We start from the raw sequence: 17460 nt of genomic DNA, 5'->3' as shown, positions 1-17460 counted from the left end.
TCTATGCGTTTAATTTATATAATGCTCATTATTGGTACGGCCCTAATTCTGTATTTAAGCTGGCAACCCAATTATCATTTTAAACACATCTGGTTTATTCCCGGCTGGGTATCCCGCTGGACCGATGTTCACGCCCACGGAAACATCCGTACCGCCATTCCCTTTGTTTTTATGGGCCTTGTTGCCGGTTTTTTACCCACGTCCACTCCCCGCTCTTTATCCAATTGGCTGGTATTATGGCTGATTCTGATCGGTATTGTCACCCTGGCCGAAATTGGCCAATTGTTGATCCCTTCCCGTTATCCTAGCTTTGAAGATATTGGTTGGGGGTCAGTAGGCGCTTTTGTAGGGCTGATTACCGCCTTTATAATGCTAAGCGGCATAAGAAAGTTAAAGTCACTGAATAGATAACCTAACAGACTTATCCTCAGCTGAAGAAGCCCGTTCACAGGTTACAATTCTCTCGTCATACGCTCATTATATAAATCGAGCGCTCGATCATCCTTAATAGCTGGTCCGTAGGTTAGGTCCATAAGGGCTGCCCATTTACGATCGCCAGTAGCGGCTGCAAATGCTTCAAATCGTAGTTCCGCCGAAAGCCAGGCAATAGGACAGGCCATATCTTCGGTCAAGGCAATAGCAACGAGTGAGTCGTAGACATCTCGGGCGTAGGCTTCGTTGGGCGTCGACGACCACAAGCTTTTGTAAGCCTCGTAAATATCCTTTACCTGACTGGCAGTTGCACCCCAGAAACCAATAAGTGGCTGGCTGATGGAAGAATAAACTGTTGTTGTCCGTTCGTCGAGAATCATAAATGACTTTTTCTTGAAAATACATCATCAATCATGCCAAGAACGTTCTTTCTGATGTGCTGTAACCTCATTTATTTTGTTAGTAAACCGTATTCAGAATAGTGCCTATTTGCCAGCAAAATGGGCTAATTGAAACGGCTGAATGTTAAACCCTGTTTGCCCCAGTAAGGCTAGTTCGGCTAGAATTTGCCCCACAGCGGCCGAGTGTTTAAATCCGTGCCCCGAACAGGCTGATGCCAGCAATACATTCGGATGAGTTGGATGTTGATCGATAATAAAATCGCCATTGGGTGTCATGGTGTATAAACAAACAACCGATTTAACGCACGCAGGACCAATACCCACAAAATTGGGGGCCACATGTTGTTCATACATGGCCTGCGTCTCGGCCTCACTCACCACGCGATTCACAGTCTGGGGTGAAGTTGACTGCGCGTATACTTCTGTGGCCAGTTTAAGCCCGCCAGTAGGGCCACCTATGGCCGGAAACCCATATACTTCCCGGTCGCTCAGAATAAACACCGGCATCCGGTCGGGCGTATACAGATGATAGTCAGATTGAATAGCAAACCAGTACAGAACCTGCCGATGCACCCGAAGGAGATCCTGGTAAGGAGTATTCCGAAAGGATTCGGTTATCCAGGAGCCGGTTGTTAGAATTAACTTTCGTGTTCGATAGGTCGCTTGATCGGTTTGAACGATTACCACATCTCCCTTCGATTCCATTGACAGCATTCGTTCATTGGTACGGATAGTAGCGCCATTTCTCTGAGCCTCAGCCAGCTGTGCCGATATGCAACGCTCTGGATTCAGGAATCCGGCTTCGTCTTCGTAATAACCAACGTCATTCGCACGAAACTGAAACTGAGGAAACTCTCGTCGTAATGAATCCGTATCCAACAGTCGATGCGCGATCCCAAATGACTCCGCAGCTTGTATAGTTGTTCGAAGAAAGTCGGGTTTATGATGCATCTGGCTATTAGACTGTGCGTCGCCAACAAACAATCCACCCGTTATGGTCAATAGGTTTTCGCCGGTATTTCGTTCGAGTTCCCGCCATAGTTCATAGGAGCGCAACGCGAGTGGAACAAAGTGAGCTCCTTCGCCAATTGCCTGCCGCGTAATTCGGGTTTCGCCATGCGTTGATCCGTGGGTATGGGGCGGAGCAAACTGATCAATTCCCAGTATATGTGAGGTTTGTTTGGAGAGTTGGTAAAGTGTAGCGCTTCCCATTGCGCCGAGTCCAACCGCCATTGCATCAAAAACCATAACTAAAACGTCTGCTTATATTGACTAACAAATCTGCATCGGGACACTTTTCGGCCCCGTTTTTTTCCACACTAACATCCGTTTTATTGACTCCTCTGGCCTTCCCTGGTTGTTATCAGTCATCCTTAAACACACTCCAATGGTGGTGTAAAAGGGTACTAAATCACTAATGCAGTAAGGAATATCGACCAGTTTTCTATAAACCTAAAACCTTCATTTGGTCTATCTGGTTAAAAGCTGCAATCAAGTATATGTAATCACCGATGAATCAATGACCGACGAGCAAAAGCCCTTCGATCAAGGTCTATCTGCCGAAATTGAGCGCTTACGATTTAGGCTACAGGCTGCCCGAATAGGCACCTGGGATTTTAACCCTGCATCCCAGCTTTTTTACGGGAACCGCCGTTGCCAGGAGTTATTTGGCTTCCTGGGTACGGAGACAGTTTCTCTTCCGCACGTGTTTGAACATGTTCATCCCGATGATCGGAAACGGGTAGACGAATTCATACAACACATGCTTACGGCACCGTCCGATGAACTCGTTGAGATTCAGTTTCGTGTTTCTGATACCAGCAATCCATCATCGCGCTGGTTGCAGTGCGCAGGGAAAGCTTATGTTGATCAGCAAGGTGCCCCCCTACGGCTTTCGGGCATTGTGCAGGATATTACGGCAGAGGTTCAGCAACGGGAAAATTTGGCCACCTCCGAGCGGCTTAATCAATTAGCCACCGAAGTAACTGATGTAGCAACCTTTCAGCTTCGGCTAGCCGATGGTCACCTCGTTTACCAGCCTCAACTGGCCAGAATTCTGACCGGGCAGGAAAATCGTCAGTTTGATCAGCATACGCTGGTTAATTTCATCCATCCCGATGATCGCCCTATTCGGGATCGAGCTTATGCCGACGGACTACGGACGGGTAAAATCCGGTTCGAGGTTCGGTTCATTTGGGCCGATGAATCGGTGCACTGGATTCGCATTCAGGGCATATATATCAACGATGCCTCCGGGCAGCCCCAGGAGGTAGTTGGCCTTGTACTCGATGTTACGGAGCAGATTCTGACCCGACAGCGCCTTGAAGACAGTGAAGCCAGGATGCGCAGTATCGTTGAGAGTGCACCCTTCCCTATTGGTGTTTATGTAGGTCGTCAAATGCAGATTCAACTGGCAAATCAATCCATTAAAGATGTATTTGGCAAGGGCGATGATGTCATTGGCAAACTATACCCGGAACTATTGCCGGAATTGGCGGGTCAGGAAATTTTTGAGCAACTGGATAGCGTATATACCACTGGCATTCCTTTCCACGCCAAGACCCAGCGTGTAAACATCATGGTAGATGGCAAATTGCAACCCTATTATTTCAACTATAGCTTCACCCCTCTGTACGATGCTTCGGGCAAAATATATGGGGTAATGAACAGCGCTGCCGAGCTAACCGATCTGGTTCTGGCCAAACAGCAGGTAGAAAAAACCGAAGCCTCACTGCGTGGTGCCATTGAGCTGGCCGAGCTGGCCACCTGGAGCCTTGACGTAAAAACAGGCATTTTCAGCTATTCTGCGCGGTTTATGGACTGGCTCGGCTTCTCCGAAGCAACAAAGTCGATGGATGAAGCGTATAATCCGCTGCCCGACGAGTATCGACAATCGGTTGCTGATGCGATAGCAGCTGTTATCCAACCGGGTTCATCGGGAGTTTATCGAAATGAGCATCCAATTATTAACCGACTAACAGGACAGGTACGGATTATAAGCGCACAGGCCCAGGTATTTTATGATGACGCTGGTGAGCCAATAACGCTCACAGGCACCGCCCAGGATATCACCGTGCAACGCCAGCTACAGATTGCCCTGGAACATCAGGTACAGGAGCGCACCGAAGAACTGGAAGCTGCGAATGAAGAGCTGGCGTCAATCAATGAGGAACTGGCTGCTACTAATGAGGAATATGCCGCCACCAACGAAGAATTGGAAGAAGCGAATCAATTATTTAGCCGCTCCAACGATAACCTACAGCGATTCGCTTACGTGGCTAGCCATGATTTACAGGAGCCTTTGCGCAAAGTGCAGCAATTTGGGGATCTACTGAAGAGTCAATATGCCGCTCAACTCGGCGACGGCATCGGTTATCTGGAGCGTATGCAGGCAGCCGCCAGCCGCATGTCGAACCTGATCAAAGATTTGCTAAGTTTCTCCCGAATTTCGACCAGACAGGATGCTTCCTCATTGGTTTCTCTAAACAGCGTACTCAACAATGTTATCAGTGATCTGGATTTGCGTATTCTGGAAACTGGAGCCCTGGTAACTGTTGACCCTTTACCCAGAATTCAGGGCGACAAATCACAGCTGGAGCAATTGTTCCAGAATTTATTGAGTAACGCCTTAAAATTTCGCCAGCCAAACGTTGCTCCATTAATTCTGGTCAGTACCAGGATGGTACCGGCAAATGAGTTGCCTCCTTCTGTAAAACCCACTCGTCAGACTCCGAATTATCATCAAATTGACGTTTCAGATAACGGAATTGGTTTTGATGAAAAGTATGTAGATCGTATCTTTCAGGTTTTCCAACGATTGCATAGTAAGAGCGAGTTCGCCGGAACGGGCATTGGCCTGGCAATCTGCGAAAAAGTAGTGGCTAACCACGGAGGGGCCATCACTGCTCATAGTAAACCAGGTCAAGGTGCTACCTTCAGCCTATATTTTCCAGTATAAAAACACGTTTAACGATACACAGACCAGAATTAGTTTGATACTACAAATACGCTAGGTTATAAATCACTAAAACCAAGAATAGTTAATCGACACGCATCGGTAGCCATCACATCTGTATCAATAGCTAATATGTCCAGCCAGTTCCCTATTTTATTGGTCGATGATGACCCTAATGTTGCCGATATTCTGAGTAAAGCCGCTAAAACAAGCTTCGCAGAGGCCTCGTTTATTCATGTAAGCACTTTCGAAGATGCGAAACGGTACATAGAGGTACTGGAAGGGAGAGGACCAAAAATTGTTTTACTCGATATCGACCTACAGGATAAGGTAGATGGCCTGGATTTTTTAGCCTTGTTACGGGCCCATCCCAAAGGTCGTGTCCTGCCCGTTATTGTTCTGTCGGCGAGTAAAACGGCTCAACTGGTGGAGCGGGCTTATACATTTGGGGCTTCTTCATTTACGGTTAAGCCGTTTAGCTTCTCGGACTGGAAGACGTATCTGAACAACTTAAAAATCTACTGGGCAGATACCGTTACCCTTCTGGATATCAGGCATTCTAATGACGAGCACTGACTCATGTTCACTTAACCGTCATTAGAACGCCCGATTATACCCTATGCACTAATCGTCATAGCTAATTTCAGACTCCAGACCAAAACCAATTTTTTTCAGGCTGTCGATCGCGTTTGTCATCGATTCTGTTGCGTCAGCAATCTGATGTGCATCGGGGTGATTGGCATCAACTTGCCCTAATAAACTGGTCCCTTTCTGGCGAAGCGCTTCCAGTTGAGCAATTAGCTCACTAAGTAGAGGTTTCATTTCCGGATTCATAGATTCTATTTGTAAGCGATTTGTTCGTCTTTCAATCAGGTTAACGTCAAACGGCGTTCGGGAGTTTTAGCCCGTTCTTTCTTGCGTAGTGTGGCTGAGTTGTCTGGCTCGTTAGGGCAACCAAAAAATCGGATTTGAGGTTATCCCTAAAATTAACATAAAGAATTCGGTCTGCCTTACACTGGTCTTGCTGAAGCCGTTTTACTTGCTCTCAGCGAAACTATTGAACGAACTGGGCCCGCAGTTAGCGAGCGCAGGCCGCCTAATGCTTATCAAGATGGACGTAGAAATATGGAGTGATGTCATGTGCCCCTTTTGCTATATCGGCAAACGGAAATTTGAGCACGCACTAAGTCAATTTTCGCACAAAGACCAGGTAAACGTTGTCTGGAAAAGCTTTCAGCTGAACCCAGATATGAAAACAGAACCAGGCAAAAATATTAATCAGTATCTGGCCGAGATCAAAGGCTGGAGCCTGGACGAAGCCAAGCGCATGAACGATCGGGTTACGGCAATGGCTAGTGAGGTTGGCCTAACGTACGACTTCGATAAAGCGGTGGTGGCCAACTCCTGGGATGCGCATCGGCTTATCCAACTCGCGAAACAACATGGGCTAGGTGATGCCGCCGAAGAACGGCTGTTCCGGGCTTACTTCACCGAAGGTCGCGATACCTCCGATCATGCCACACTCCTCGAACTAGGTACAGAAATCGGGCTTGCTGCTGCCGACGTTGAGCAACTGCTCCAAAGCAATCAGTTTGCCGAAGCCGTTAGCCGGGATATTTACGAAGCTCAACAGGTAGGGGCACGCGGTGTTCCGTTCTTTGTGCTGGATCGTCGGTACGCTGTTTCGGGCGCTCAACAGCCCGAAACCTTCTTAGGTGCCCTCAACACCGCCTGGACGGATTGGGAAAAAGCAAACCCTGTGGCGGTTGAAGCCACTGACGGACCAACCTGTACACCCGGCGAAATCTGCTGATCGTTAGCCAATAATCAATGCCGTGGTGTCGGTTATCAGTAACCGACACCACGGCAACGTATACCGATTGCAATCTCAGAGGGGAATTAGTCAAACACCAGCTCGCTGGCTATATCAACTTCTCTCTTTTCAAGTAGTGGCACAATTTGTTGAACGACCAGCTCCTGGAAATGAGCGGAGTTGCGGTGTTCGTTCATGGCCGCTTCGTCGGCATATCCTTCGAATAAAATAAGTGTATGCTGATCTGCCACACGTTGATGAATCTTATAGAACAGGTTCCCTTTCTCGGTAGTTGTCTGTTTCACCAATTCAGGTAGAAGTGCCTTTACGGCTTCTAGTTGACCTTCTTTCACTTGCCATTTGGCAACGATATAAACGGCTTTATTGTCCATGATAACTAGTTTTTCGACTAAGTAATGATTGCCTTTTCACAAGGAGCCTCTCTTATGAAAAGGCAAAGAAAGAGTTAAGCCTGAGCTTCAAGAATGTTGACAATTTTTTCGCCAACACCTTTGGCCGAAGCGGGATTTTGACCCGTAACCACACGGCCATCAGCAATACTGTTGGCAGACCAGGGCGATGCGGCATGAAAAATAGCCCCCTGATCGGTCAGGGCCGTTTGCAGATCGAAGGGCACATCGGCTCTGGCATAATTATCCTCTTCGTCCGTAGTAAACGAAGCGATATTTTTCCCATTGACCACATACGAGCCATCGCTCAATTTCACATTCAGCAGAGATACCGGTCCATGACACACGGCTCCAACCACAGCCCCACGTTCATAGGTATCGGCAAGCACTTGTTTCAGTAATGGATTTTCCGGCATGTCGACCATAGGCGCGAGACCGCCAGGCACAAACACCGCATCATAGCCACTAACGTCAACGTCGGAAAGTTTTTTGGCCTTTTGCATAGCCACCCATCCGTTGCCCGTCAGCTCTTCATCGGTAAGCGGGGCAACCTGCTCAATATGCTCTCTAAGCTTTTCCATTGAAAAATGTCTCTTTTACCGCAACTCTGATATAAATTTTGCCGAAAGCTAAGACCACGGATAACCCAAATATCACATCGACGGCGCATATCCTCAACAGAAGCATAAAGAATGCCTGGGTAGCCATTACGTCCCCCAACACATCTTATGTTGAATTTATCCAATTCACCGATTAATTAACCATACGGCTTCACTTAATATAATTTTAATATAGCCGCTTACCGAAAAACCAATTATTGATAACTAAAAAAATCATCAGTAGATAACTAGCAAAAAATAAGCAAGACAACCAATTAAATTACAGACAATTACAAACATATACTCGACAGGAGAAGGGGACAAATCATTTTAGAAATCCGACATACATACATTAATTTATTTTTAATACTTTGCTAGCTCAAAAGAGATCCAATCAGAAGGTTGGAGATTTGCACCCTTAATCAATTACCATCACTATGAAGACTTTTTACCCCTCTCCTCCTCCGTTGAGACGCAACTGGAGTGTATTATTTTGCCTTTTACTGGCTTTCCATTCCCTGGCAGTTTCGGCAAACAATCCCTTATTAGCTAGCCCAAAAACGTCTGTTTTCAAGGATGACAAGTCAAAGGCAGAGATAACCATTAGCGGGCGCGTTACCGACGCAACGACGAATGAAGCACTGGCTGGATGTACCGTCGTGTTGAAAGGATCACAAAAAGGAACGACTACCGATGCTAATGGCGATTACAAGATTGCTGTACCCGATGGTAATGCCGTTCTGGTCTTTGGTTTCATTGGCTTTATCTCTCAGGACGTTCCCGTGGGAAACCAGACGATCATCAATGTTTCCCTAAAAGCATCGGCATCAGAACTGGCTCAGGTTGTGGTCATTGGTTACGGTAGCGCATCCCAGAAAGACATGACGGGTTCGGTAAAGTCGATTAAAAGCGCCGATTTCAACCGAGGTATCATCAACTCGCCCGAGCAGCTTTTACAGGGTAAGGTAGCTGGCGTAAACGTAACTTCTACCAGTGGCGAACCGGGTGGTAACCAGAATATTACCATTCGTGGTCCGGGTGGCGTTCGTACAGGAAGTACTCCTCTTTTCGTGCTGGATGGTATTGCTTTGGATAACTCTAGTACGGGTGGAGCCACTAATCCGCTGAACTTCCTGAACCCACAGGATATTGAGTCGATCGATGTCTTGAAAGACGCATCGGCCACCGCTATTTACGGATCACGTGGAGCGAACGGCGTTATCTTAATTACGACCAAAAAGGGGAAAGCAGGTTCGTCTAACTTTACGCTTTCGTCTAGCTATGGCATATCGAATCTGACTCGCGCTTTGCCTGTGTTCTCGGCCGATGAATATCGCCAGCAGGTTCCGGCAGTCGGTGGTGTTCTGGAAGATTTCAAAGGATCGACCGATTGGCAAAAAGAAATCACCCAAACAGCCAAAACCCAAAACCACAATGTATCATTCAGTGGCGGGGCTAATAAGCTCACCTATTATGGCTCGGTAGGCGTTCAGAGTCAGGAAGGTATCCTGAAAGGTAGTAAGCTGGATCGGTATACAGGTCGTTTGAATGTGTCACAGAAATTTCTGGATGATCGGCTGACGGTTGATTTCAACCTCAATACGACCTACACCTTAAACAAACGGCCTCCAACCGAGGACCTGGTTGGTGGAGCGATCTCGACAAACCCAACGATACCCGCCTACGATACCGATGGAACGCCCTTCAAATACCAGGCGGGCACCAATCCGCTCATCACGCTGGCACTGAAGAAGGATATTGCAACCATCAACCGGACAATTGCCAATTTATCTCCCTCGTTTAAGCTCACGAAAGACCTGGTGTATAAACTGAATCTGGGCATTGATAACTCTACTGGAGCGCGGGATATCGAACAGTTGCCCAGTGCGGTACCGCTAATAGACGGGCGACTGGAGTCGATTTACACGACCAATCGGAACATTCTGGTTGAGAACTATTTCACCTACACGTTGGCGAAGCAGGATCATAACTTAACCGCGTTGCTAGGCCATTCGTATCAGAAAATTTTTGTGCAGGAACGCCGTTCCAGCATCAACAAATTCCCGATCTCTCCAATCGACCCAATTTATAATCCCGGTCTAGGTCAGGAACTTACGTTAGCGAACAATAGGCCCACTGGCTTTGCAACGGAGAATGAATTACAGTCGTTTTTCTCGCGGGTTAGCTATCACTACAAAGACAAATACCTGATGACGGCCACCGTACGGGCCGATGGATCATCCAAGTTTGGGGCGAATAACAAATACGGGGTTTTCCCATCGCTCTCGGCTGGCTGGCGGATTTCGGAAGAAGCCTTTATGAAATCCGGTCCATTCACCGACCTGAAACTTCGGGCGGGTTGGGGCCAAACCGGTAATCAGGAAATTCCGTCCAAAATTACCCAGGCCCTGTTTACCTCCCAGGTATCGGCATCAGCAAGTTATCCCTTATCGCCAACGGGTGCCTATCCAGCCGGAACGTCTTATACACGCCTTGCCAACCCCGACATCCAATGGGAAGTATCGACACAAACCGACTTAGGGGTAGATTTTGCCCTGTTTAAAGGTGGTTTGTCTGGCTCGGTGGATTACTTCCGGAAAGTATCGAACAACATTCTGCTCGAAGTTATTCCATCCGATCCTGTTCAGCCAGCGGGTACTTTCTGGACCAACGTTCCGAATATGACCATCACCAACCAGGGTGTTGAAGTGGATTTGAATTACCGATATGCGAGTCTGAGTGGCTTCCGATTCGATGTTGGCGGCAATATTACGTTCATCGACAATGTGGTTAATAACTCGCCCTATACCGTTATTCCTTCCGGGAACGCGTCGGGTTCTGGCCTGACATCGGCTACGATCAACGGCTATATCAACGGTCAACCCATCGGTACGTTCTTCCTAAAAAACTTCATTGGCCTTGATGATAAGGGAATCAGTAAGTTTCAGGATGTGGATGGCGACGGCATCATCACGGATAAAGACCGTCTGGCCGTTGGAAGTGCTCTGCCAACTAAGCAGTTCAACTTCCACACGAATTTTGCCTATAAAGGATTCGATTTATCGGTCAATTTCAATGGCGTATCTGGCAACAAAATCTACGACAATACCGCCAATGCCAACTTTTACAAGTTGCGGTTGTCGAAAGGGCTGAACGTTACGCCAGAGGCAATTGCTATGCCAAACGAGTCGATCAACAACTCGGCGCCCGTTTCGAGCCGATACCTGAAAAATGGGGCTTTCCTTCGGTTGAATAACCTGTCGTTAGGCTATAACCTTAGCCCAAAACTCATTGGTATGGGCAAGTGGATTCAGGGGATTCGCTTATCGGCTACGGGTCAGAATCTGTTCGTGATCACCAAATATGATGGCTATGACCCAGAGGTAAACGTAACTGACCGTAACATCAACGGGATTTCGTCGTACGGTATCGACTACCTCAGCTATCCGAAAGCGAAAACGTTTGTTTTTGGCCTGAACCTTACTTTTTAATTCTGAAGTCATGAAAAAGAAACTCATTTCCGCGCTGGCTCTGGTTGGCACGCTCTTTATATATAGTTGCACCAATCTGGCCGAAAACGTGCTGGACGAAGCCTCGGTTTCGGGACTTTCCGATCGGCAGGCAGCCGATGGCATTATCGCCCCTGTTTATGCCCGATTGCCGGATATCTTCCTGCATACCAACTACTTCAATATTCAGGAAATCTCCACCGACGAAGCCATTCTCCCGTATCGGGGAGGCACCGACTGGGGCGACAACGGTATCTATCTGGCTATGCACCAGCATACGACGATCAGTACCGATCCAAACCTGAACAGCACCTGGAATCTGATTTTGCAGGGTGTATCAAGATCCATTACGGCGATCAATACACTGCCTACGCTGAAAGATCCGGTGACGAAAACTTACCTGGCTGAAGCCAGAGGGATGCGTGCTTACTATTCCATGATGACGTTAGACCTGTTCGGACTGGTATTTGTGAAAGACGATCTGGGCGCTACATCAACCATTCTTCGGGGCGATCAGGCCGTTGAGTATATCAAAGCCGAATTTCTTGCCGTAGAACCCAATCTGGAAACAACTGTAGGACCTGGTCGGCTGACAAAAGGTGCGGTCTGGGGGTTGTTAGCTCGTTTGTACATGAACGCGGCCGTTTACCGGGATCGGTATGCAACCCAGTTTACGTTCAAGCCAGAAGATATGGATAAGGCGGTTGAGTACTGCGACAAGATCATTTCGTCAGGGCAATACGCACTGTCGAAAGACTTCTTCTCGATTTTCAACTCCGACAACCATGACAATAAAGAGCTAATTTTTGCCGTCGATCAACGGGCCGACCTGAATGGTACAAACCGGATGGCTTACTTCTCTATTTCGGGCGATCAGTTCCCCATACCCGCCTACCCGGCCGCTAACGGCACCGATGGGCCAGGTATTACCCCTGATTATTATCAGAGTTGGGCTACGGCTTATGCGCCCAAAGACCCTACAGTAGATCCTCGTTTCTACAAACAGAATCTGACGATCTACTCCAACCCGGCTGACTCTTGTGTGGCAGAAGCCGATTTTAATATTAACAGGGGTATTTTACGTGGCCAGCAATACGGCTTGATCCGGCGGAACGGTGTGTTTTTAAAATGTCCAGACGGTAAATATAAAGTAGGGACCCTCTTTTATGACACCCGGAACAAGCCCACGCTGCCCGTTAATTTTACCCAGCAAATTGACTTCACCGTTGCCGGAAGCAATTATAATACGGGCTATCGGGTTGAGAAATATGAGTTTAGCAAGAAATCAGCCAGTGGTCGGAATTTTGGCGATGCAGATATTGTGATTCTGCGACTAGCCGATATTTACCTGATGCGGGCCGAAGCTAAACTCCGCAAGAGTGGCGATGCGGCCTCTGCCTTAGCCGACGTGAATACGGTTAGAACTGCCCGGACAGTTACGGCTCCTGCCCCAGCCCTCACCAGCATGACCCTGGACCTGTTGTTTCGGGAACGTGGATTCGAGCTATACTGGGAATCCCTTCGCCGTACCGATATGATCCGGTTTGGCAAGTACGAGGGTACTTGGACAGAAAAAACGAACACTGACCCCAAGAAGCGTATTTTCCCAATTCCGCAAACAGCCATCGATGGCGCATCCAACCTACCCGGTTATCTGAAGCAGAACGATGGGTATTAGTTGTTCGCAAAAACGTTAAGGCTTAATAGAAATAGCCGGTCAATGACTGACCGGCTATTTCTGTTTTAATTAGACCACTGGTCTATCTTGTTCGCTCTATACCGATAACTCAGATTGAATACCATACACACACTAAAGTAAAACACAACCTCACGGAACAGCTATTTTATATCTATATCGACCGTCCATTAGTCTCGTCTTGCGTAAACCATCCGTCATAACCGTTCTAGCCGGTATCCTCATGATACTCTGCAGTGTCTATGTATTCTATTTATTAGAGTATCAGCACCCGGAAGTATTAATTTTTGCGGGCGTCGTTTTGATTATTTATATACTGTGTATCAGACAGCTAAAGTAGGGTCGCTCTATTCCTAAACAATCTTAAGCACTTATTAATGGTCATTTCGCAACGAAACAAATTGGCTTCGCGTATCAACTACATATAAGCTTTATTATGTAGTTCAAAAAAGCCGGACTTGATGAGTCCGGCTCTTTTTTGCCAATGAGCAGCGCTTATTTTTCAGAAGTGCTCAGCCAGTCATCAATCTGACGAATCACAGTCGCGAAGTCAGACGGCTTATTTACATAGTCCAGCTTGTTCACGTCCAGCACTAGCAGCGGACCGAGTTTATAAGCCCCGGCAAATTCTTCATATAGCTGGTTTAGATTGATCAAATACTCTTCGCTAATACCCTGTTCGAACGAGCGCCCCCGTTTCTGAATCTGTTTGCGAAGTTTGGGCAAATCGGCCCGCAGGTAAATCATCAGATCGGGTGGACGAACCATGCTCATCATATTCTCAAACAAGTGTCGGTAGGTAAAATAGTCGCGCTCGGGCATGGTTCCATCCTGGTAAAGATTACGGGCAAAAATGGCCGCATCCTCATAAATAGTCCGATCCTGCACCATCGTGTGGGCATGCGTCCCAAATGCAACCGGGTCCTCCTGGCGACGCTGCATGATTTTTTTCATCTGGGCGAAGCGGCTATTCAGAAAAAAGATTTGCAGATTGAATGCCCACCGGGGCATATCACCATAAAAATCAGCCAGATAAGGATTTCCGTCAACTGCTTCGTAAAGTACTTCCCAGCCGTAATGAGCGGCTAGTAATTCGGCCAGCGTTGTTTTGCCAGCCCCAATATTTCCTGTAATAGCAATGTGCATTCTAAAATCGTTAATCGACAGTTACGTGTTTGCAGGGCAGTTTTTAATCAATAAATGTAGGCAGTCAACGACTCCTGACCAAGATCAGGGAACTAATCATTGTTTTAATTTAATTTTGTAATTGAAACTGGACATCGGGCAACACAATTTCGCTCATTCATCGCAACGGCGACCCGGTCTTTCGCTCTTAAAAAATGAAACCGTACCGCGTTCTTCTGTACTATATTTATTCACCCATCGAAAACCCGGAGCAATATCGGGAAGAACATCATTTGCTTTGCCTACGGCTCAACTTACTCGGGCGCATCATTGTAGCCCCTGAAGGCTTGAATGGAACCGTGTCGGGCCTGACGGAAGACTGCGAAGCGTACATGGCAGCGCTTCAGGCCGACCCTCGTTTTGCGCATACCGAGTTTAAGATTGACGAAAGCGAAGGGCATGCGTTTCAAAAATTACACGTTCGGGTAAAGGCCGAGATTGTTCACTCCGATTTGGGTGTCGATCCACTCAAGCAAACAGGTATCCATCTCGAACCCGAGGAGTTTAAGCAACTCAAAAATGACCCGGATGTTGTGCTGGTCGATATGCGGTCAAACTACGAACATGAGGTAGGCAAGTTCAAAGGAGCCATTACGTTCGACATGGATAACCTGCGCGAGCTGCCCGAACACATTGCCGAAATCGAGCACTTGAAAGGATCAGGCAAAAAGATTGTGACGTATTGCACGGGCGGCATCAAGTGCGAGAAAGCTTCCGCTTATCTCCTTTCGCAGGGTTTTGAAAATGTGTACCAGCTTCATGGCGGCATTATCAAATACGGTATCGAATCGGGGGGCGAAGATTTCGACGGCGAATGCTATGTATTTGATAACCGTGTAACGGTGCCGGTCAATCACATCAATCCGGTTGTCGTATCGACCTGCTATCGGTGCGGCACATCTACCAGCCGCATGATCAACTGCGCAAGCCCTGTTTGTAACAACCACGTTACGCTTTGCGAAGATTGTGGTAATGAACACATTGGTACCTGTTCCGATGCCTGCAAGGAAGACCCAAACCTACGTCCTTATAACGGAACGGGTTATTACGGCAAACAAACCCAGAGCTACTCCCCTATTCAGGGCTACAAAAGCCGACAAGGGCAAAAGGTTGATGTGGCACTATAAGGTATAGAACGCTGATTTTTATGACCCGTATCCTAGAGTATATATACATTTCTGACATAGGCTAATTAGCCCTGTAAGGGCGTCCTGTCAATAGATATTATTGCTTAGTAAGGGCCCGAAGCGCCGTAGGTGCGACCTATTTGGATAGAATTAGGTCGCACCTACGGCGCTTTGGATTATGATCAACCCTCTGTGTTCTATTAACAGGACACTCCTAACGGAGTTTCAAACAACCCAAAAAGATGTGTACATACTATAGGTGTCCTCACAGACAAAGGATACGAAAAAAACTAGCATCTCTGTGTTCTCTGCGTCTCTGTGTTAATCCTACTTATTCACCACATTAACGGGCTGACCCTCCAAAAAAGCAGCCAGATTCTGGATGGTAATATCCATTAGGCGAGTTCTCGCTTCGATAGTTGCCCAGGCGATGTGCGGGGTTATCAGGCAGTTCCTGGCCGTAAATAATGGATTGTCGGCAGCGGGCGGTTCTTTTGAGAGTACATCGATACCGGCTCCGGCAATGACACCTGTATTCAAGGCATCAGCCAAATCCTGATCAACAACAATTGGGCCTCTGGACGTATTTAAGAGAAACGCCGTTGGCCTCATTAACGCCAGATTTTCTTTATTGATAAGCCCCTGCGTTTCAGGCGTCAACGGACAGTGAATACTTACAACATCCGATTGTGCCAGCAGCTCAGGAACATCGGCCCAACGGAAATTAGTCCGATGCGATTGGTCCGTTTGGTGTCGCTTTGAGCCGATGATGTTCATACCAAAGGCCGTAGCGATGTCGCCCACTTTCTCGCCAATACTGCCAAATCCAATAATCCCGATGGTTTTGCCAGCCAGTTCAACCAATGGGTAATCCCAGAAACACCAGTCTATCGATTTAGCCCATCTGCCTTCCCGTACGGCATCGCTATGATGTTTAACCTGTTGAGTCAATTCAAGTAACAGGGAAAAGGTCAACTGAACAACCGAAGCGGTTCCATAGCCAGGTACATTGCAAACAACGATTCCTCGCTGCTTGGCGAATTCTGTATTGATAATGTTATAACCCGTGGCGAGCACGCCAATGAATTTCAACGCAGGTAGCTGGGTTAACAGATCTTCGCCAAGGGGTGTTTTATTGGTAAAAATGATTTCAGCATCTTTTGCCCGCTCCACCACCTGATCGGCAGGAGTCCGGTCATATACCGTCAGGTCACCGAGTTTTTCTAAACCTTCCCAGGACAAATCGCCCGGATTTAGAGTGTAGCCATCTAATACGACAATCTTCATTATTAGTTTTTCTTTGTTTTATCGCTTCTTTTTTTGTCATTCCGACGACAGGAGGAATCTCAAATTTCCTAAACGAGAAGCCTGAGATTCCTCCTGTCGTCGGAATGACAAAAAACTAAAATCAAACTTGTGCCCAGGCTGCATTCAGCGTCCGTTTGGCGTTGGCAATTACGACATCCGGGTCTTCATCACCAAACGGTTTTACTTCAAAACTGACGATAGGTGGATTTTCGGTATTCAGATAGCCAATGTCCAGCAGGACTTTCAGATAATGCGCTACTTCGGGCACATCGTTTTCACCGTTTGGGAAACCGAATCGAGGATGAACATCACCATAAGCAGGCATGTCTGGGCTTTTGACGACGCAGTTGCCGATATGGGCGTGGGTGATGTAATCCTTAACGGGCAACAACGATTCCTCAATTGTTTCATGAATCAGGGGGATATGGCTTAAATCGACCATTAAGCCGAAATTGTCGTGTTCTTTCCGAACCTCCTTTGCATAGCGTAACGCTAAATCGGCAGGACCGATCAATGATTTTTTATCGACATCATAATCAAACACTTCCAGCGAAATCTTCATATCGCCTTTGCTTTTTGCATAAGCGCAGATTTCGTTTGTCGATTTTACAAGCAGGTCAAAAGCTTCTTCTTTCCGGGCTTCTTCATACTTTCCGCTCAGAAATGAATAGCCTGTAGCACCTAGTTCATAGGCCTCGTCAATACCTTCTTTTACATTGGCAAGCGCCCGTTGTCGGCCTTCTTCGTTGGTATCATTCAGATTCAGGCCCGTGGTTAATAGTCGGGGTTGGGCGGCATAGGCCACCGTCATGTGCGAAGAATCAAGTAAGCTTTTTACTTTTCGACGAACGTCAAGGTCTTTAACGGTCGTGATTTCTATAGCTGTGAAGTACTCATCCAACACAACTTTTTTAATGGTTTCCAACACGGGGCCTTCTCCTTTCATGGTCTCGGGAAATGCCATAAAATGGACCAGGCCCACTTTCATGTAGTTACAAAGCGGTGCATTCATATCAATTCAGGTG

At 47.3% G+C, this 17460-nt stretch carries 15 protein-coding genes; 7 read left to right on the top strand and 8 right to left on the bottom strand.

Going from position 1 to position 17460, the window contains the following annotated elements:
• The first annotated feature begins 3 nt into the window (after positions 1–3).
• On the top strand, positions 4–411 hold the full coding sequence (locus H3H32_RS05490; RefSeq protein WP_182461652.1) for a VanZ family protein: 408 nt from the start codon (positions 4–6) through the stop codon (positions 409–411).
• Between the two features lie 41 nt (positions 412–452).
• Here H3H32_RS05490 and H3H32_RS05485 read toward each other — a convergent pair whose 3' ends face one another.
• Positions 453–812 (bottom strand): hypothetical protein, encoded by a 360-nt coding sequence (locus H3H32_RS05485; RefSeq protein ID WP_182461651.1) that lies wholly within the window; start codon positions 810–812, stop codon positions 453–455.
• A gap of 105 nt (positions 813–917) precedes the next feature.
• A complete protein-coding gene (gene solA, locus H3H32_RS05480) occupies positions 918–2081 on the bottom strand; it encodes an N-methyl-L-tryptophan oxidase (RefSeq protein ID WP_182461650.1) in 1164 nt (387 codons plus the stop codon).
• A 271-nt stretch (positions 2082–2352) separates the two neighbouring features.
• On the opposite strand from solA, the gene H3H32_RS05475 reads away from it, so the two are divergent.
• Both H3H32_RS05475 and H3H32_RS05470 read left to right on the top strand, forming a co-directional pair.
• A complete protein-coding gene (locus H3H32_RS05475) occupies positions 2353–4791 on the top strand; it encodes a PAS domain S-box protein (RefSeq protein WP_182461649.1) in 2439 nt (812 codons plus the stop codon).
• 129 nt (positions 4792–4920) lie between these two features.
• A complete protein-coding gene (locus H3H32_RS05470) occupies positions 4921–5364 on the top strand; it encodes a response regulator (protein WP_182461648.1) in 444 nt (147 codons plus the stop codon).
• A 48-nt stretch (positions 5365–5412) separates the two neighbouring features.
• Here the strand turns inward: H3H32_RS05470 and H3H32_RS05465 are convergent, their stop codons facing one another.
• Positions 5413–5610 carry a hypothetical protein gene (locus tag H3H32_RS05465; RefSeq protein ID WP_182461647.1) on the bottom strand — a complete coding sequence of 66 codons (198 nt, stop codon included), beginning with the start codon at positions 5608–5610 and terminating at the stop codon, positions 5413–5415.
• Between the two features lie 289 nt (positions 5611–5899).
• Between H3H32_RS05465 and H3H32_RS05460 the strand changes: the two genes are divergently transcribed.
• Entirely contained in the window at positions 5900–6601 is a 702-nt protein-coding gene (locus H3H32_RS05460) for a DsbA family oxidoreductase (RefSeq protein WP_182461646.1), read from the top strand.
• 86 nt (positions 6602–6687) lie between these two features.
• On the opposite strand, the gene H3H32_RS05455 is transcribed toward H3H32_RS05460, so the two are convergent.
• Positions 6688–6993, bottom strand: a complete 306-nt coding sequence (locus H3H32_RS05455) for a putative quinol monooxygenase (RefSeq protein ID WP_182461645.1) — start codon at positions 6991–6993, stop codon at positions 6688–6690.
• A gap of 74 nt (positions 6994–7067) precedes the next feature.
• A complete protein-coding gene (locus H3H32_RS05450) occupies positions 7068–7592 on the bottom strand; it encodes a type 1 glutamine amidotransferase domain-containing protein (RefSeq protein WP_220472603.1) in 525 nt (174 codons plus the stop codon).
• A 455-nt stretch (positions 7593–8047) separates the two neighbouring features.
• Here H3H32_RS05450 and H3H32_RS05445 point away from each other — a divergent pair, with 455 nt between their 5' ends.
• Together H3H32_RS05445 and H3H32_RS05440 are read left to right on the top strand one after the other, a co-directional pair.
• Positions 8048–11101, top strand: coding sequence for a SusC/RagA family TonB-linked outer membrane protein (locus H3H32_RS05445; RefSeq protein WP_182461644.1), 3054 nt, complete (start codon positions 8048–8050; stop codon positions 11099–11101).
• 10 nt (positions 11102–11111) lie between these two features.
• Positions 11112–12797: a RagB/SusD family nutrient uptake outer membrane protein gene (locus H3H32_RS05440; protein ID WP_182461643.1), complete on the top strand. Its 1686-nt coding sequence runs from the start codon at positions 11112–11114 to the stop codon at positions 12795–12797.
• A 513-nt stretch (positions 12798–13310) separates the two neighbouring features.
• On the opposite strand, the gene H3H32_RS05435 is transcribed toward H3H32_RS05440, so the two are convergent.
• Positions 13311–13961: a deoxynucleoside kinase gene (locus tag H3H32_RS05435; RefSeq protein WP_182461642.1), complete on the bottom strand. Its 651-nt coding sequence runs from the start codon at positions 13959–13961 to the stop codon at positions 13311–13313.
• Between the two features lie 194 nt (positions 13962–14155).
• On the opposite strand from H3H32_RS05435, the gene trhO reads away from it, so the two are divergent.
• A complete protein-coding gene (trhO, locus tag H3H32_RS05430) occupies positions 14156–15127 on the top strand; it encodes an oxygen-dependent tRNA uridine(34) hydroxylase TrhO (RefSeq protein ID WP_182461641.1) in 972 nt (323 codons plus the stop codon).
• Positions 15128–15454: 327 nt separating this feature from the next.
• On the opposite strand, the gene H3H32_RS05425 is transcribed toward trhO, so the two are convergent.
• Positions 15455–16414, bottom strand: coding sequence for a D-2-hydroxyacid dehydrogenase (locus H3H32_RS05425; RefSeq protein WP_182461640.1), 960 nt, complete (start codon positions 16412–16414; stop codon positions 15455–15457).
• A 121-nt stretch (positions 16415–16535) separates the two neighbouring features.
• A complete protein-coding gene (locus H3H32_RS05420; protein ID WP_182461639.1) occupies positions 16536–17447 on the bottom strand; it encodes a sugar phosphate isomerase/epimerase family protein in 912 nt (303 codons plus the stop codon).
• Between the last annotated feature and the right edge of the window lie 13 nt (positions 17448–17460).

It is taken from the genome of Spirosoma foliorum (assembly GCF_014117325.1).
Taxonomy (GTDB): domain Bacteria; phylum Bacteroidota; class Bacteroidia; order Cytophagales; family Spirosomataceae; genus Spirosoma; species Spirosoma foliorum.
This window is presented reverse-complemented; position numbering and strand designations above follow the sequence as displayed.

What these genes read in the sequence shown, in the direction of transcription:
- H3H32_RS05490 (WP_182461652.1), top strand. Translation starts at nt 4, where the DNA reads ATGCGTTTAATTTATATAATGCTCATTATTGGTACGGCCCTAATTCTG.
- H3H32_RS05485 (WP_182461651.1), bottom strand. Translation starts at nt 812, where the DNA reads ATGATTCTCGACGAACGGACAACAACAGTTTATTCTTCCATCAGCCAG.
- solA (WP_182461650.1), bottom strand. Translation starts at nt 2,081, where the DNA reads ATGGTTTTTGATGCAATGGCGGTTGGACTCGGCGCAATGGGAAGCGCT.
- H3H32_RS05475 (WP_182461649.1), top strand. Translation starts at nt 2,353, where the DNA reads ATGACCGACGAGCAAAAGCCCTTCGATCAAGGTCTATCTGCCGAAATT.
- H3H32_RS05470 (WP_182461648.1), top strand. Translation starts at nt 4,921, where the DNA reads ATGTCCAGCCAGTTCCCTATTTTATTGGTCGATGATGACCCTAATGTT.
- H3H32_RS05465 (WP_182461647.1), bottom strand. Translation starts at nt 5,610, where the DNA reads ATGAAACCTCTACTTAGTGAGCTAATTGCTCAACTGGAAGCGCTTCGC.
- H3H32_RS05460 (WP_182461646.1), top strand. Translation starts at nt 5,900, where the DNA reads ATGGACGTAGAAATATGGAGTGATGTCATGTGCCCCTTTTGCTATATC.
- H3H32_RS05455 (WP_182461645.1), bottom strand. Translation starts at nt 6,993, where the DNA reads ATGGACAATAAAGCCGTTTATATCGTTGCCAAATGGCAAGTGAAAGAA.
- H3H32_RS05450 (WP_220472603.1), bottom strand. Translation starts at nt 7,592, where the DNA reads ATGGAAAAGCTTAGAGAGCATATTGAGCAGGTTGCCCCGCTTACCGAT.
- H3H32_RS05445 (WP_182461644.1), top strand. Translation starts at nt 8,048, where the DNA reads ATGAAGACTTTTTACCCCTCTCCTCCTCCGTTGAGACGCAACTGGAGT.
- H3H32_RS05440 (WP_182461643.1), top strand. Translation starts at nt 11,112, where the DNA reads ATGAAAAAGAAACTCATTTCCGCGCTGGCTCTGGTTGGCACGCTCTTT.
- H3H32_RS05435 (WP_182461642.1), bottom strand. Translation starts at nt 13,961, where the DNA reads ATGCACATTGCTATTACAGGAAATATTGGGGCTGGCAAAACAACGCTG.
- trhO (WP_182461641.1), top strand. Translation starts at nt 14,156, where the DNA reads ATGAAACCGTACCGCGTTCTTCTGTACTATATTTATTCACCCATCGAA.
- H3H32_RS05425 (WP_182461640.1), bottom strand. Translation starts at nt 16,414, where the DNA reads ATGAAGATTGTCGTATTAGATGGCTACACTCTAAATCCGGGCGATTTG.
- H3H32_RS05420 (WP_182461639.1), bottom strand. Translation starts at nt 17,447, where the DNA reads ATGAATGCACCGCTTTGTAACTACATGAAAGTGGGCCTGGTCCATTTT.